This window comes from Lactiplantibacillus plajomi (assembly GCF_005405405.1).
Lineage (GTDB): Bacteria > Bacillota > Bacilli > Lactobacillales > Lactobacillaceae > Lactiplantibacillus > Lactiplantibacillus plajomi.
In genome coordinates, this window is the sequence record NZ_BJDZ01000009.1 from 91,254 (window position 1) to 105,856 (window position 14,603).

General features: G+C 51.7%; 18 protein-coding genes. All 18 read left to right on the plus strand.

All coding sequences use genetic code 11. The annotated features are described in order from the left end of the window. The first annotated feature begins 10 nt into the window (after positions 1 to 10). The 18 genes from FFM82_RS05555 (at position 11) to FFM82_RS05640 (ending at position 14,318) form a co-directional block, all read left to right on the plus strand. Positions 11 to 1,174 (plus strand): amidohydrolase, encoded by a 1,164-nt coding sequence (locus FFM82_RS05555; RefSeq protein WP_137644877.1) that lies wholly within the window; start codon positions 11 to 13, stop codon positions 1,172 to 1,174. 421 nt (positions 1,175 to 1,595) lie between these two features. Next, positions 1,596 to 2,237 (plus strand): L,D-transpeptidase, encoded by a 642-nt coding sequence (locus FFM82_RS05560; RefSeq protein ID WP_371852238.1) that lies wholly within the window; start codon positions 1,596 to 1,598, stop codon positions 2,235 to 2,237. Between the two features lie 292 nt (positions 2,238 to 2,529). Next, positions 2,530 to 2,973, plus strand: coding sequence for a 3-hydroxyacyl-ACP dehydratase FabZ (fabZ, locus tag FFM82_RS05565; protein ID WP_137644878.1), 444 nt, complete (start codon positions 2,530 to 2,532; stop codon positions 2,971 to 2,973). Between the two features lie 59 nt (positions 2,974 to 3,032). After that, positions 3,033 to 4,004: a beta-ketoacyl-ACP synthase III gene (locus FFM82_RS05570; protein WP_137644879.1), complete on the plus strand. Its 972-nt coding sequence runs from the start codon at positions 3,033 to 3,035 to the stop codon at positions 4,002 to 4,004. 35 nt (positions 4,005 to 4,039) lie between these two features. After that, positions 4,040 to 4,291 carry an acyl carrier protein gene (locus FFM82_RS05575; RefSeq protein ID WP_137644880.1) on the plus strand — a complete coding sequence of 84 codons (252 nt, stop codon included), beginning with the start codon at positions 4,040 to 4,042 and terminating at the stop codon, positions 4,289 to 4,291. A gap of 3 nt (positions 4,292 to 4,294) precedes the next feature. After that, positions 4,295 to 5,224, plus strand: coding sequence for an ACP S-malonyltransferase (locus FFM82_RS05580; RefSeq protein ID WP_137644881.1), 930 nt, complete (start codon positions 4,295 to 4,297; stop codon positions 5,222 to 5,224). Continuing rightward, entirely contained in the window at positions 5,214 to 5,945 is a 732-nt protein-coding gene (locus FFM82_RS05585; protein ID WP_137644882.1) for an SDR family oxidoreductase, read from the plus strand. Before FFM82_RS05580 ends, FFM82_RS05585 begins: the two co-directional genes overlap by 11 nt. Positions 5,946 to 5,966: 21 nt before the next feature. Next, positions 5,967 to 7,196: a beta-ketoacyl-ACP synthase II gene (fabF, locus tag FFM82_RS05590; RefSeq protein ID WP_137644883.1), complete on the plus strand. Its 1,230-nt coding sequence runs from the start codon at positions 5,967 to 5,969 to the stop codon at positions 7,194 to 7,196. A gap of 3 nt (positions 7,197 to 7,199) precedes the next feature. Continuing rightward, a complete protein-coding gene (locus FFM82_RS05595) occupies positions 7,200 to 7,652 on the plus strand; it encodes an acetyl-CoA carboxylase biotin carboxyl carrier protein (protein ID WP_137644884.1) in 453 nt (150 codons plus the stop codon). Next, positions 7,639 to 8,052, plus strand: a complete 414-nt coding sequence (locus FFM82_RS05600) for a 3-hydroxyacyl-ACP dehydratase FabZ family protein (RefSeq protein WP_137644885.1) — start codon at positions 7,639 to 7,641, stop codon at positions 8,050 to 8,052. Before FFM82_RS05595 ends, FFM82_RS05600 begins: the two co-directional genes overlap by 14 nt. Before the next feature lie 15 nt (positions 8,053 to 8,067). Further along, a complete protein-coding gene (locus tag FFM82_RS05605; RefSeq protein WP_137644886.1) occupies positions 8,068 to 9,492 on the plus strand; it encodes an acetyl-CoA carboxylase biotin carboxylase subunit in 1,425 nt (474 codons plus the stop codon). After that, entirely contained in the window at positions 9,434 to 10,270 is an 837-nt protein-coding gene (locus FFM82_RS05610; RefSeq protein WP_137644887.1) for an acetyl-CoA carboxylase carboxyltransferase subunit beta, read from the plus strand. The genes FFM82_RS05605 and FFM82_RS05610 overlap by 59 nt, the downstream gene beginning before the upstream one ends. Continuing rightward, a complete protein-coding gene (locus tag FFM82_RS05615) occupies positions 10,263 to 11,036 on the plus strand; it encodes an acetyl-CoA carboxylase carboxyltransferase subunit alpha (RefSeq protein WP_137644888.1) in 774 nt (257 codons plus the stop codon). The genes FFM82_RS05610 and FFM82_RS05615 overlap by 8 nt, the downstream gene beginning before the upstream one ends. A gap of 16 nt (positions 11,037 to 11,052) precedes the next feature. Continuing rightward, positions 11,053 to 11,811 carry an enoyl-ACP reductase FabI gene (gene fabI / locus FFM82_RS05620; protein WP_137644889.1) on the plus strand — a complete coding sequence of 253 codons (759 nt, stop codon included), beginning with the start codon at positions 11,053 to 11,055 and terminating at the stop codon, positions 11,809 to 11,811. Next, positions 11,811 to 12,335: a 4'-phosphopantetheinyl transferase family protein gene (locus FFM82_RS05625; RefSeq protein ID WP_137644890.1), complete on the plus strand. Its 525-nt coding sequence runs from the start codon at positions 11,811 to 11,813 to the stop codon at positions 12,333 to 12,335. The genes fabI and FFM82_RS05625 overlap by 1 nt, the downstream gene beginning before the upstream one ends. A 53-nt stretch (positions 12,336 to 12,388) precedes the next feature. Then, complete coding sequence (locus FFM82_RS05630) at positions 12,389 to 13,255, plus strand: SPFH domain-containing protein (RefSeq protein ID WP_137644891.1); 867 nt, start codon at positions 12,389 to 12,391, stop codon at positions 13,253 to 13,255. 222 nt (positions 13,256 to 13,477) lie between these two features. Then, positions 13,478 to 13,744 carry a hypothetical protein gene (locus FFM82_RS05635; protein ID WP_137644892.1) on the plus strand — a complete coding sequence of 89 codons (267 nt, stop codon included), beginning with the start codon at positions 13,478 to 13,480 and terminating at the stop codon, positions 13,742 to 13,744. Positions 13,745 to 14,006: 262 nt separating this feature from the next. Then, complete coding sequence (locus FFM82_RS05640) at positions 14,007 to 14,318, plus strand: hypothetical protein (RefSeq protein WP_137644893.1); 312 nt, start codon at positions 14,007 to 14,009, stop codon at positions 14,316 to 14,318. Positions 14,319 to 14,603 lie beyond the last annotated feature (285 nt).

The window sequence follows — 14,603 nt, forward strand, 5'->3', positions numbered from 1 at the left end:
GGGTCTTGGTATGACAACAACGGAATTAACCACGTGGATGACGACGTTACGCCATCAAATTCATAGTTTCCCGGAACTAGCACTGCACGAAGTTCAAACGACGGCACTGATCAAAAAAACGTTAACTAATTTGGGCGTGCGACTATTACCGTATCCCGGGGCGACCGGGGTCGTGGCGGAAATCGGTCACGGTGAACCGACCGTGGCGTTACGGGCGGACATTGACGCGTTGCCCGTGCAAGAAAAGTCCGACTTACCGTACGCGTCGACGATTGAAGGACACATGCACGCTTGCGGGCACGATTTTCACACCGCGGCGTTGCTGGGTGGCGCCCGCTTGTTGAAGGCCCACGAAGGTGAACTAACCGGCACGGCCCGCCTAATCTTTCAACCCGGTGAAGAAGGCCACCTCGGGGCAAAAATTATGATTAAAAACGGGGTGCTTAACGGTGTTCAAGCGATTGCCGGCTTCCATAATCAACCCAATATTCCGGTCGGAACCTTGGCACTCAAACCGGGGGCAATGATGGCTAGCAACGACAACTTCGATGTGACAATCCAGGGGCACGGTTCGCACGCGGCCATGCCGGAAGCTAGCCACGACCCGGTCGTCACGATGGCGGAACTGATTACGGCGTTGCAAACAATCCGTAGCCGTAACATCGCGCCGGACGCCGCACTCGTGTTGACGATCGCGTCCGCCCATGCCGGCACGACCTTTAACGTTATTCCGGATACCGCCGAATTTAAGGGGACGATTCGAACGTTTAGCGCCGCCAACCGGCAACTAGCCAAGCAACGCTTTTACGATATCGTTGAAGGGATGACCAAGATGAACGGGCAAACGCCCGCCATCAAGTGGGACCGTGGGCCGAGTTGCGTGGACAACGACGCCACCTTAACGGACGTATTAACGGCGGCCCTCCGCGACACGGTTCGCATTGTGCCCGCGCACCCGTGCAACGCCGACGACGATTTCGCGCTTTATCAAGAACGGGTTCCCGGCTTTTACGGCTTTCTGGGTTCGGGTGGTAACGGCGTGTTGCACCAATCAAACTACCGTTGTAATGACGCCGGCTTGATCTACGGTGCGAAGTTCCACTTCCTAGCGGCTAAAGCAATGTTAGCAGCGGTGGCTGCTGGTAAGTTCAACCAAGTTGATCAAGCCGTTTAAAGGTTATAAAACGCAAAGGACCGTCATGATCCAGTTACGCAGATGTTGCGGCGCTGGATTATGGCGGTCCTTTTTAGCTAGAGATTTTGGCGTGGTTTGGTGAAACTAAATGAGGTGGAGGACGCTTGCAACCGTTGTTTTACCGCTGCTCGAGCTGCTCCGGATAACGGTGACGGTTGACATAGCAACCACCTTATTTTTTTAAAAATTATAGCATGATTAGCTGATCACTAATCACCGTGGCAGCAGGAATTGAACGCCACGGTGGTTTTTAAACCTTTAATATTTTGATGAGCTTAATAATATCTCTATATTCTCTTGTTACCGCTATAAGGTAATGCTAATATTTATACTGAATTAAAATTTGCAGCACGCTTTACGCCAATACTTGGTTGTGTGGGCCCGTGCAATGGAGTAGTGACTGAACATGAAAGCTCAAGCAGTTCTCATCGCGACCGGTGCCATGGTCGCCGGGGTGATGATTTGGGGGACCAGTAATAATATTCGCGGGCACCAACTGACAAGCCACCCGGTAACGGAAAAAACGCGGGCGGCGAGTCAAACGTCCAAAAAAATTCAGCTTGCTAAAAAGGCTAAGCCACGGTCGCAAAAAACGACGCCGGTAGATTGGCACGGACCATCGATGCCGGACAAGGCTTACCCGGATTTGGCACAGCACCCCAATCTAACGATTAAAGTGTCCACTAAGCGGCAACGGGTTTACTTAGTGGATCAGGGTAAAACCCTGTACACGATGCTGGCTTCGACTGGTAAGTCTGGCTCGGAAACGCCGCGGGGACAGTTCGTCATCCAACCGGAACGTGGTCCCAATTTTTATAACCAACAGTCCAAGGAAGGAGCCAATTACTGGGTTTCCTTCAAGGATCACGGGATTTATCTCTTCCACTCCGTGCCGGTTGATGCAACCGGTACTTACGTTAAAAGCGAGGCGGCCCAGCTTGGTAAGGAGGCTAATTCACACGGCTGCGTGCGGCTCTCAATTGCGGATGCGAAGTGGATGTACGAGAATATTAGGCAGGGAACGCCGGTGACAGTTAATTAGAATACGCTTTGTGGCGACTGTTAACTGAGTTTTAAAAGAAAACCGTCACATTATAAACTTTATAGTGGATGTAACGATTCAAAACAGTTTATCGTGAAAAATCATTAATTAGTTTGGTCGCAGTTTGAAAAAAATTGCGGCTTTTTTGTTGTCGAAAAAAGTTAATGTACGGCGATTTTTGGCCTAATAACTAAAAACTGTTATCGTCAGTTTTTTAAGTTTCAATTGACAACTTTTTAGCCAACGGATAACTTTATCGCATTCCCAAACGCCGTGAAAGGAGCGACAAGTGATGAGTGTTTTAGAAGCAAGTGAAATTATGAAGTTGATTCCGAACCGGTACCCGATTTTATTTATGGACCGGGTCGATGAACTGACCCCCGGAGAATCAATCGTGGTAACTAAAAACGTCACCATCAACGAATCTTTCTTTCAGGGGCACTTTCCTGGAAACCCGGTAATGCCGGGCGTCCTAATAATTGAAGCCCTCGCCCAAGCGGCTTCGATTTTGATCTTGAAATCGGAGCAGTTTCAGGGTCAAACGGCCTACCTGGGGGCCATTAAGCGTGCTAAGTTCCGCCACATCGTGCGGCCTGGCGATGCTTTGAAGTTACACGTCCAGTTTGAAAAGCAACGGGCCAATATGGGAATCGTTAATTGCCAAGCAATGGTCGGTGATCAAACGGCTTGTAAAGCCGATTTAACCTTTATTGTGAGCCCCACGACCACGGATTAGAAAGGCGGTGACCGCAACGGGAAGGCGTTTGGGAAAGCAAACTTCCCGTTGTTTCAAGTATGGCATTAGCATTTACAATTACCGCCAGTGCTGCCGCAACGCCCACGAAGGTTCTCAGTAACCAACAGTTAACCGACTGGCTTGATACGTCCGACGACTGGATCAGTCAGCGGACCGGGATTCGGCAACGGCACGTGGCAACCACTGAAAGTACGACCAGTTTAGCCGTCGCGGTGGCACAGAAGTTACTGATGCGCGCGCGACTTGCACCCAGCGACGTTGATTTGATCATCGTAGCAACCATGTCACCGGATTATTTGACCCCGGCAACGGCCACCCAAGTACAGGCTGAAATTGGCGCGGATAACGCCGTGGCGTTTGATCTTAACTCGGCCTGTGCCGGCTTCGTTTACGGGTTAAAGCTGGTTCACAAGATGTTACAAGCTGGCCAAACGGCGTTGCTGATTGGTAGTGAAACGTTGAGCCGCTTAGTTGATTGGCACGACCGCCGCACCGCGGTTTTATTCGGGGATGGTGCCGGCGGGGTCGCTATTCGGCAATCCCAAAGCGGTGCTGGCCGTTGGTTAGGTGAGTACTTTGCAACCGATGGGCAACTGGGCCGGTATTTACAAGCCGGTCAGGCCCCAACCAATCCGTGGCAGGCAAGCAAAACTGAACCTGGTTGGGCGTTTCAAATGGACGGTCACCGGGTTTACGACTTTGCGACTAAGCGGGTGCCGGATTCGATTGACCAGGCGTTAGCCGCGGCTGCGCTGCCCGCGTCAGCGATTGATTACTACTTACTACACCAAGCCAATGCCAGAATTATCAAGCGAGTTGAGCGAAAGCTCGGTTTGACGGCCGACCAATGCCCAATCAACATTGACCGCTACGGGAACACCGCGGCGGCCAGTGAACCGATTTTGTTAGCTGAATTAATGGCGCAAGGGCGACTGAAACGCGGTGATCAGCTCGTTTTTAGCGGCTTTGGCGGTGGCTTAGCGGTCGGTAGCGTTGTAATTGAATTTTAACTTAATTTAAACCTAATTTATTGGAGGAACTAACCATGACAACTGAACAAATTTTTGACCAAGTGAAGACGATGATGAGTGACCAGTTGGACGTTTCAGCTGAAAAGATTTCAATGAAAACGAACTTTACTGAAGATTTAGACTTAGACAGCCTAGACGTTTTTGAAGTAATCGACCAACTGGAAGATCACTTTGATATCGAAATTGAAACCGACGATTCCTTGGCAACGGTCGGTGATCTAGTTAATTACGTTGCGACCCATTTAACGGATAGCGAGGCAGAATAACTGATGTCAATTGCAATCATTTTTAGCGGTCAGGGCCAGGCGACTGCTGGGATGGGGGCGGACCTGTACGCACGGGAACCGGTGTACCGGGCAACCATTGACCAGATTGATCAGCAACTGACTTGGTCGTTAACAACGGATGAAGACTGGCTGGAAGATGCGACGCGGACGCCCGTAGCCATTACGGCCATGAACTTAGCATTATTCAAGTTATTAGCGGCAAATCAGTTGCGACCCGAAGTGATGAGCGGGTTGAGCTTAGGCGTGTACAGTGCGCTGATGGCCGCGGATACAATCAGCTTATCGGATGGGATCAAAGTTGTGGCTGAACGGGCCCGTTACATGCAACGGGCGAGTTTACAACGGCCGGGTGCGATGACGGCCGTCCTTGGCGCTACGCCCGCATTAGTTCAGGAAGCCTGTCTAGCAGCCCAACCGGTGGGCGCGGTTTATCCAGCCAACTATAACGCTGCGACGCAAATCGTGATTGGCGGTGACTTGGCCGCCGTGGAAGCTGCTGGTGAGTTCTTGCACACGCACGGCATCAAGCACGTCGTACCGCTCGACGTTGCGGTAGCGTCACACACACCGTTAATGCAACCCGCCGCGGACGCGTTGGCCAAACGGTTGAACTTCTTACACGCCCGTGAACCGAAATTGCCGGTGATCAGTGATACGACCGTGCAACCGTTTGAAGCGGCCACGCTCAAATCTACGCTAACCGAACAGTTGACCCACCCAACTTATTTTGGGGACTGCTTAGCAGCAATGGCCAAGCGGGGCGTGACCACCATGATCCAATTAGGACCCGGTAGCGCGCCCGCCAAGTTAGCACGCCGAGCGTTGCCGAAAATGCGGGTGGTGCGAATTGCTAGTTTGGAAGATTGGCAAGCGGTACGAGTTGAATTAGGAGGTGCGATCCATGACCAGTAAGCAAGCGGTTTACCTAGTGACGGGAGCGGCCAAGGGCATTGGCCTGGCAACGGTCAAGCAACTGGCGTCTCGGGCCAAGCACGTGGTGATGAACGTTCACCGCCCGCTTAGTGATGACCAGTGGGCGGCGTTGGCCGCGCAATTTCCAAACGTTAGTCAGTACGTTGCCGATGTCGGTGACGCCGGGCAAGCTGAAACCATGGTTAAAGCAATTGTGGCCGAACACGGCCGTCTGGACGGCCTGGTCAACAACGCGGGAATTACCCGCGATCAGTTAATAATGCGGATGTCACCGGCTGACTTTATGACCGTTTTACAAACGAACCTGGTCGGGACGTTCAACGTTTTGAAACCCGCTTTAAAGCAGATGCAACGCCAACGTAACGGGGCAATCGTCAACGTTGCCAGCGTCATTGGGTGTCACGGTAATGTCGGGCAAGCAAACTATGCGGCTAGTAAAGCTGGCGTGATTGGCTTGACTAAGACCGCCGCCAAGGAAGGCGCTAGGCGCCAGGTTCGTTGTAACGCGGTTGCACCGGGGATGATTACCACTGCCATGACGGCCGCGTTACCGGAAAAAGTGCGGGAGCAAGCGCTCAGCGAAATCCCGCTGAACCGTTTCGGTCGACCGGAAGAGGTTGCAACGGCAATTGATTTCCTGTTGCGGCAACCGTATCTAACGGGCCAAGTGCTGACGGTCGACGGTGGCATGATGGTGTAATACGGAAAGGAATGGTGCCCAATGAGGCAAGAACGCGTAGTCGTGACTGGGATGGGAGCGGTGACGCCCCTCGGTAACGACGTCCAAACATTTTTAGATGAACTATTGGCGGGCCACAGTGGGCTTGCACCAATTACCAAGTTTGATGCGCAGGCAACCGGTGTCACGGTTGCTGGCGAAGTGAAGGGGCTAAAGCCCGAAAAGTGGCTAGCCAAAAAGCTAGCTAACCGGCTGGACCTGTTTTCGGTTTACGGGCTTTACAGCGCTTACGAAGCAATGGCCCAGGCCGGTCTTAAACAGGATGAGTTTGACCCGACCCGGTTAGGCGTGATTTACGGATCGGGCATCGGCGGTTTGACCACGATCGAAAAACAGGTCATTAAAATGCACGAAAAGGGGCCTAAGCGGGTCTCCCCGTTATTCGTACCAAATTCGATCATTAACATGGTGGCCGGAAACATTGCCATGGCCTTTAACGCGCAGAATACGAGCCAGGCCGTTGTCACGGCCTGTGCGTCGGCAACCAATGCCATTGGTGATGCGTTTGAATACCTTCGTCAAGGTAAAGCGGACGTCATCATTAGCGGTGGCGCCGAGGCGTCGGTCAATGAAATCGGCATTTCCGGTTTTGCGGCGCTAACGGCCTTGTCAAAAGAACCCGATCCCACCCGCGCGTCGCAACCGTTCGATACGAACCGCTCGGGATTTGTGATGGGTGAAGGCGCGGGCAGCCTGGTTTTAGAAACCTTGAGCCATACGCAGGCGCGCGGTGCTAAGATCTTAGCCGAAATTGTCGGTTACGGGACGACCAGTGACGCTTACCACATGACGGCGCCCCGACCAGACGGTGCCGGTGCCAAGCGGGCCATGCAGCAAGCCGTGGAAGAAGCGGGCATCACCCCGACAGCGGTGGACTACGTTAACGCTCACGGAACGGCAACCCATGCCAACGATGCAGCGGAGGCCCAAGCCATCCTGGACTTTTTGGGCAAAGACGTCCGCGTTAGCAGCACGAAGGGCATGACCGGTCACTTACTCGGTGCGGCCGGTGCAATCGAAGCAATCGCCACGATCGGGGCACTTCAACGGCAACAATTACCGGTTAACGTGGGGGTGTTCGATCAGGATCCGGCTTGTCCAGTTAACTTGGTTACGGCCGAAAATGCGCAGGAGCCGTGCAACTACGCGTTGAGTAACTCGTTCGGTTTTGGTGGTCATAATGCGGTTTTAGCCTTTAGAAAGTGGGGATAGACGATGGCTGAAAAAGAACTAAACGCCATGACAACTTTGATTAAGACGTTCAATACGTCGAGTGCGCAGGTGCTTAACGTGAAAACACCGGCTTACGAGCTCCATTTGAATAAACAAGCCGAGCGGTACCCCGCTGTCGATAGCGAAGCGGCACCACTGGCCATGACCGGTGCTCCGGAAGCGCCAGCTGCAAGCGCGGCGCCAACGGTTACCGCCCCACTAGTTGGGGTCGCCTATTTGGCACCGGAACCGGGTAAGCCGCCGTTCGTTCAAGTTGGCGATCACGTTGATAAGGGGCAAACGGTTTGCGTCATCGAAGCCATGAAACTGATTAATGAAGTGCCCAGCCCAATCAGCGGGACCATTAAACGAATTCTTGTTGAGGATGGTCGGATGGTTGAATTTTCTGAACCGTTAATTGAACTGGAGGCTGATCGAGTTGATGATGAGCGTTAATCAATTAATTCCGCAACGGCCCCCGTTTCAGATGATCGATAAAATGATCCAATTGGAATCCGGCGTGAGTGCGCAGGCGAGCAAGTTGATCACGATTAATGAATGGTATTTTAACCGCGCTAGCGCAACCGCTAAATACGTGCCGAGCCCCATTTTAATTGAAATAATGGCCCAGACCGGAGCAGCCGCCATACTAGCGGCTAGCGACTTAGGTCAAAACGTTTTCTTGGGCGGGGTTCAGGAAGCCCATTTTTATCAACCAGTCCAACCCGGGGATGCCTTACTAGCGACGGTCAAGCTAACTAAGGTTCGCCGGCAAATTGGAAGTGGCTACGGCGAACTACGTTGTCACGGCAAACTCGTTGCCACGGCGGAACTCAGGTTTGCCATTCAAGCTTAAGGAGGATTTACGGCAATGAAAACCAACTTATTTACTAAAGTCTTAGTGGCCAATCGCGGGGAGATTGCCGTTCAAATTATTCGGGCGCTCCACGAACTCGGGATAGCCGCGGTCGCGGTTTACACGCCCGCGGATCAGGATAGCCCGTTTGTGCAACTGGCAGATGAAGCCGTTTGTATTGGCCCTAACCCCGTCACTGACTCATATTTGAATATGCAAGCAATTATCAGTGCGGCAAATTTAACCGGCTGCCAAGCGATTCATCCGGGCTACGGCTTCTTGTCAGAAAACGCCGAATTTGCACGTCTGTGTCAAGCGTGTCATTTAACGTTTATTGGTCCCGATACGGATCAAATTCGTGCGATGGGGGATAAAGAAACGGCTCGGCAGACGATGCAGCAACTGGGTGTACCAATTATTCCCGGTAGTCAGCACACGCTGACAACGTTAACGGCTGCACAAAGGGTTGCCCGCCAATTAGGTTACCCCGTGATGATTAAGGCCGTAGCCGGTGGTGGTGGCAAGGGCATTCGCACGGTGACCAACGACGACCAACTCGCCCGGGGCTTTCAACTGGCGCAGCGCGAAGCCCGCGCGTCATATTCGGACGACCGGTTGTACTTAGAAAAAATCATCACGGACGCTAAACACATTGAAGTACAAGTTTTAGCCGATCATTACGGGCACGTGGTGGCCTTGCCGGAGCGGGACTGTTCGCTTCAACGGCACCACCAGAAAGTAATTGAAGAAAGTCCGTGCGCCTTGATTACGACGCAGCAACGGCAGTCATTATTAAAGTTAGTAGCAGACGCAACTAAGAAATTGCATTATACAAATACCGGAACGTTCGAATTTTTAATGGATCGGCCGGGCCAATTTTACTTTCTAGAAATGAATACCCGCTTACAAGTGGAACACCCGGTGACTGAGATGGTGACGGGATTGGAACTGATTAAATTACAGGTTCAAATTGCTGCCGGACAAGCGTTACCGTTCCGGCAGAAAGATGTGCAGGTGAACGGTGTTGCCATTGAGTGTCGGTTAAACGCTGAGGATCCTAACTTTGATTTTCGGCCCCAACCCGGAAAGATCAGCAACTTGGTACTGCCAATTGGTTCGTTGGGGGTGCGAATCGACGCTGGTGTGACTAGTGGGAGCTTAATCAGCCCGTTTTACGATTCAATGATTGCTAAAATTATTATCCACGGCCGGACCCGGCAACGGGTCCAACAAAAAATGCGGCGTTGCCTAGATGAGTTAGTAGTCAGTGGGGTCCAAACAAATCGGCAATTTCTTTACGATTTAGTGGGCAGTCAACTCGTCCAAACGGCGCGCTATACGACCGAAGATATTCAGAATCAGTTTATGAAAGGATGGTTAGATGGCCAAGCAAAAGTTTCAGCAACCAACAATGACGGAGCTGCGGCAACGGCAAGCTGATATTCCTGACCAACTACTACGACGGTGTCCGGTTTGCCAGACCACCTGTTCACAACAAGCGTTGGGTCAGGCACTGGTTTGTCCCCATTGTGGTTATGGTTGGCGGTTACCCGCTTGGCAACGCATTGCGCAATTGACGGATCAATTTGAGGAATTGAATCGATCACTAACGGTTCCACGGCGGTTTACGGATGCACAGTACCGCCAAAAGATTGCGAAAGCACAAGCTGCTAGTGGCTTGAATGAAAGTATCGTGACGGGGCTTGCCAGGTTAGCTGGTCAATCCTTTGGCTTAGGCGTGATGGATACCAATTTTATGATGGGCAGTTTAGGGGTCGCAACCGGCGAAAAGATTGCCCTGTTATTTGGCGAATGCTTGCGGCGCCGGTTACCCGTTGTTTTGGTCACGGCTTCCGGTGGGGCCCGCATGCAAGAAGGCACCCAGGCCCTGATGCAGATGGCCAAGGTGTCGGTTGCGGTTAACAAACACCGGCAGGCGGGGTTAATGTATCTAACAATTTTAACTGATCCTACGACGGGGGGCGTCACGGCGAGTTTTGCCATGCAGGGTGACGTCATTTTAAGTGAACCGCGAGTGTTAGTCGGCTTTGCCGGTCGCCGGGTGATTGAACAAACGATGCATACGACGCCCCCAGCAGATTTCCAACGGGCGGAAACGTTATTGGCCCATGGTTGGATCGATCAAATCGTTCCCCGGACCGAATTACGCCACCGGTTGAATCAGTTGCTACGAATTGGAGGTGGTGCCCGTGACTAAGCGAACCGCTTACCAGCAAGTTCGCGCTGCTCGGCGAACCGATAAGATTGGCTTGTCAGCCCTAATTAAAGGTTTAACGACGGATTGGTTTGAATTGCACGGTGACCGTGAACGGGGCGATGATCCCGCCGTGGTTGCGGGGCTAGCCCGGTTGGCCGGTCGGGCCGTCGTCATCGTCGGTATTCAGAAGGGAACGACCCTAGCTGAAAATCAGGCGCGTCACTTTGGCTGTGCGACCCCAATTTGTTACCGCAAAGTTCGGCGGGCTTACCGGTTAGCAGCGCGTTTAGGGTGGCCAGTTTTAGCGCTAATCAATACTCCGGGTGCTTATCCGGGTGTTTCGGCCGAGTATCAGGGCCAGGGCCAGGCGATTGCCGACTGTTTACTGACCGGCTTAGCACTACCCGTCCCAATGATCAGTGTGATCGTTGGTGAAGGTGGGAGTGGTGGCGCGCTGGCCCTAGCCTGTGGCGATCAGGTGTGGGCGTTTGCGGATAGCACTTACTCGGTCTTATCACCTGAAGGCTACGCGACCATTCTGTGGAAAGATGCTAAGCAGGCCCCCGTCGCAGCCGCAAAAATGCAGCTGACCCCGGCGGAGCTAAAGGTGAACGGGATTATTGAACGGGTCGTGCCGGAAGTACGGACCGCTAATGATTGTCAGACACTCAAAACTGAACTGACGGCCAGCTTTGAGCAATTACAACAATTATCGCCGACGGAGCGCTTGGCCCGTCGTAACGCGCGGTACGCGCAGTTTAAATGAAACGAGGATTGAACTTATGGATGGAATTTTAACGGGAAAAACGCTTGTCGTGATGGGAGTTGCCAACCAACGCAGTATCGCGTGGGGCTGTGCACAGGCCTTGCTCAACCAAGGCGCCCGCGTCGTTTTAACGTATCAAAATGAGCGCTTAAAGAAGAGTTTACAACGCTTTGTAGCGCCTGATCAGCCGCTGATCGAATGTGACGTCGTGGATGACGCGCAGGTCGACGCCGCGTTTAAGACAATTGGCGCGCGGTTTGGCGAAATTGACGGGGTTATCCACGCGATTGCTTACGCCGATAAGGCCGCCCTAACGAATGATTTTGTGGCAACTCCGCGGGGGAGCTATCAGCAGGCTCAGGATATCAGTTCCTATTCACTAATTGCCGTTGCCCGGGCGGCGCGGCCTTTCTTAAGTCGGAGTGCAAGCATTGCAACCCTGACTTATTTCGGTTCACAACGGGCGGTCCCAAACTACAACGTGATGGGGGTTGCAAAAGCTGCTTTAGAAGCCAACGTCCGGTACTTAGCGCGAGATCTGGGTCCGGCTGGTGTCCGGGTCAATGCGATTTCAGCCGGCGCCGTGAAGACGTTGGCCGTTACTGGAATTCAAGATCACCGTCAGTTATTAAAACGGTCGCAATCAATGACCGTTGACGGTGTTGCCGTGACCACGAGTGAAATTGGGAACGTGGCCGCCTTTTTGATGAGTCCGCTATCGACCGGCATTACGGGTGACGTCATCTACGTGGATAAGGGCGTGCATTTAAGCTAATGACAGTTAAGGTGCGTTGGCAACGGGTCGCCGCGCAATCTCCTCGCCAATTAAAACGCGTCCAGCACCAGACCGGTTGCCAGTTACTGACGACCCTGGCGCAAACGGAAGTTGCGTATCATCGACTTGGACAGCCCTATTTACCGCGTTATCCGCAGTTAGGCGTTAGTGTGAGTCATTCCGCAACGCTGGTGGTCGTCGTTCTAGCAGATCAAGCCGTCGGGGTGGACGTTGAGCACCAACGATCGGTAGATTGGACGCGCTATCGGCGGGCGTTCACCGCGGTGGAATGGGCGTACTTAGTGCAGCAGGCTGACGATCAACGAGCTGACCTGGCTTGGCGATTGTGGACGGCTAAAGAGGCGGTTTTAAAGCTACAAGGACGGGGGCTGACGCGTTCACCGCGCCGGGTCCAAGTGACGTTGCCGGAGCTGACTTGGGCGGTTGACGGCCAACGGCGTTATCAACTGAGCCGGCTTGAACTGCCCGGCCATTACGTGGGGACCTTGGCACGTGAGGTCTAGTTTTACCCTTTGAAGGGACTTATGCTAAACTTAAACGCAAAGGGGTGGTGGCTGTGAAGGAAAAGCAAGTTTTTCATATTAATGGTTACGTTGGGCTAGTATTAGCAATTTTATTCGTTTTAATTGGTGGTTGGCTCGGTTGGTCCGGGGCAACCCATGATCGTTTCATTCAGATTCTGATTGGTGCGTTACTCATTATTATTGCCGGCTTTGGTGCCAGTTCGCTGACAATTGTTGGGCCTAACGAAGCCCGGGTCCTGACGTTCTTTGGTAAGTACATCGGGACGATTCGTGATTCGGGGCTGTTTATGACGGTGCCGTTGACCAATAAATTCTCCATCTCACTACGGGTTCGCAACTTTAATAGTGCAATTTTGAAGGTTAACGATTTGCGTGGGAACCCGGTTGAAATTGCCGCGGTGATTGTTTTTAAAGTCGTCGACACTAGTATGGCGTTGTTTGCCGTGGATGATTACGAACAATTTGTCGAGATCCAAAGTGAGTCGGCCATCCGCCACGTGGCGTCGGAGTACCCGTACGACACCTTCGACGATGACGAGCAGATTACGTTGCGCAGTCACCCGACCGAAGTTTCCGACCGCTTGACCAGCGAATTACAAGAACGACTGCAAGTGGCCGGGGTGGAGATTGTGGAGACCCGCTTAACTCACTTAGCTTACGCGACGGAAATTGCCAGTGCGATGTTGCAGCGCCAACAATCGACCGCAATTTTATCCGCCCGGAAAGTGATCGTGGAAGGGGCGGTTTCGATTACTGAAGAGGCCATTAAACGGATTGAACACGATACCGGGATGCGGCTGTCCGATGATAAGAAGTTGCAATTGATCAACAACATGATGGTCACCATCATTTCGGAAAAGGGTTCGCAGCCGGTGATCAGTACGTCGGAAGTGAAATAGGAATATTGGCATATCAGCGTATCGGCTGATTAGCATTTTTGAAAGGCTCTCAAACGCGGGAGCCTTTTTAATTTGTGGTAACGCGCTAGCTTTTTGTTAAAAATGGTGGCTTTTAAGCGGTGCTTCAAAAAACGTGAGTAATGGTAAAATGAAACTAGCGATATTATTGTTAATAAGCGTAGTGGATCAGTGACGGCTGGTCAAAGAACGAGGGAACTGTAAATGAGCTTGCGGTCATGGCAATTTAATGATGGCGATTTAGATTTTATTCAGAAGTATTATCCAGACTTATACCGGGCGCTAGATCCCACAATTGCTGCTGACCGACGCACAATTGCTGCTGACCGACGCACAGTTGCAATGACCTCTGATGAGCAGTGGGACCGAATTGAAAATTTGTTTGTTGATTCAATTGCAGAATCATTAACTGAAGACGGTGAGCTAACGGAGAATGGCTTAAAGATTGAATCGATATTAGATTTTGTGTAGGGCAATTATCCGATTTTTTAAGTTTAGCATGCAACCGCCATTGACTGATTCAATTAATTCGTGTAGCCGTTTTGGCCAAAAGCGGGTACGCGTTCGGATGAGGTTAGGCTTGATAACAGTTGATGCAAAATTGATTGTTGGCATTAATTTTTAGAATACACGATGGCACCGTAACGCGCGTGGAAGGGAGTGTGATTATTCAATGTCGGTCAGTCGGGAACAAGATAACAGTCAACCTAGTAGGATTCGAGAGTTCTTACAAATGGTGTATGATATCCTTGAGCTTGGCTATTTACCGGAAAATTCAGGGTTTACTGTTGATGGTCCTGATTTCATGTTTGACTATTATGAAGAAATGTCCAAAGAGGCCCCTGTTACAGCTGAGTTAATTGAAACAGGAGATATTGAGGATGACATGGATGGGTGGCAAGTGTGGATTGAAGACAAAAGTCGCTATGATCAAGCTAAATACATTCGGGCTTTAAAACGAGATTACGATGAGGTGTTGTTGTCGTATCAGCAAGAGGTGCATACGACGTGGCGACCAAGCGGTAAACTGCTTAAAAAGAAGTAGCCTAACGATAATCGAGCGCTGAGTCAGCAAATGCGGTGCCCAGTGTGCGGTGCTCCCGTGGCGCCTTTTGAAGTTTGCGACGAATGTCATTGGAAAAATAACGGTGAGACCAACGTTGATGGTGGTCGGCCGATCAAGTAAGGGGTTCGGTACATTTTAACGAATTAAAAAATCCACCCGCGGTTTTGCTATAGTCCCCTTAAGGTTGACAGATGAAAAACTATAATTTCGTCTATCAACTCTAAGGGGATTTTACTATGCCTAGAAGCAAATTCACGGCCGAAG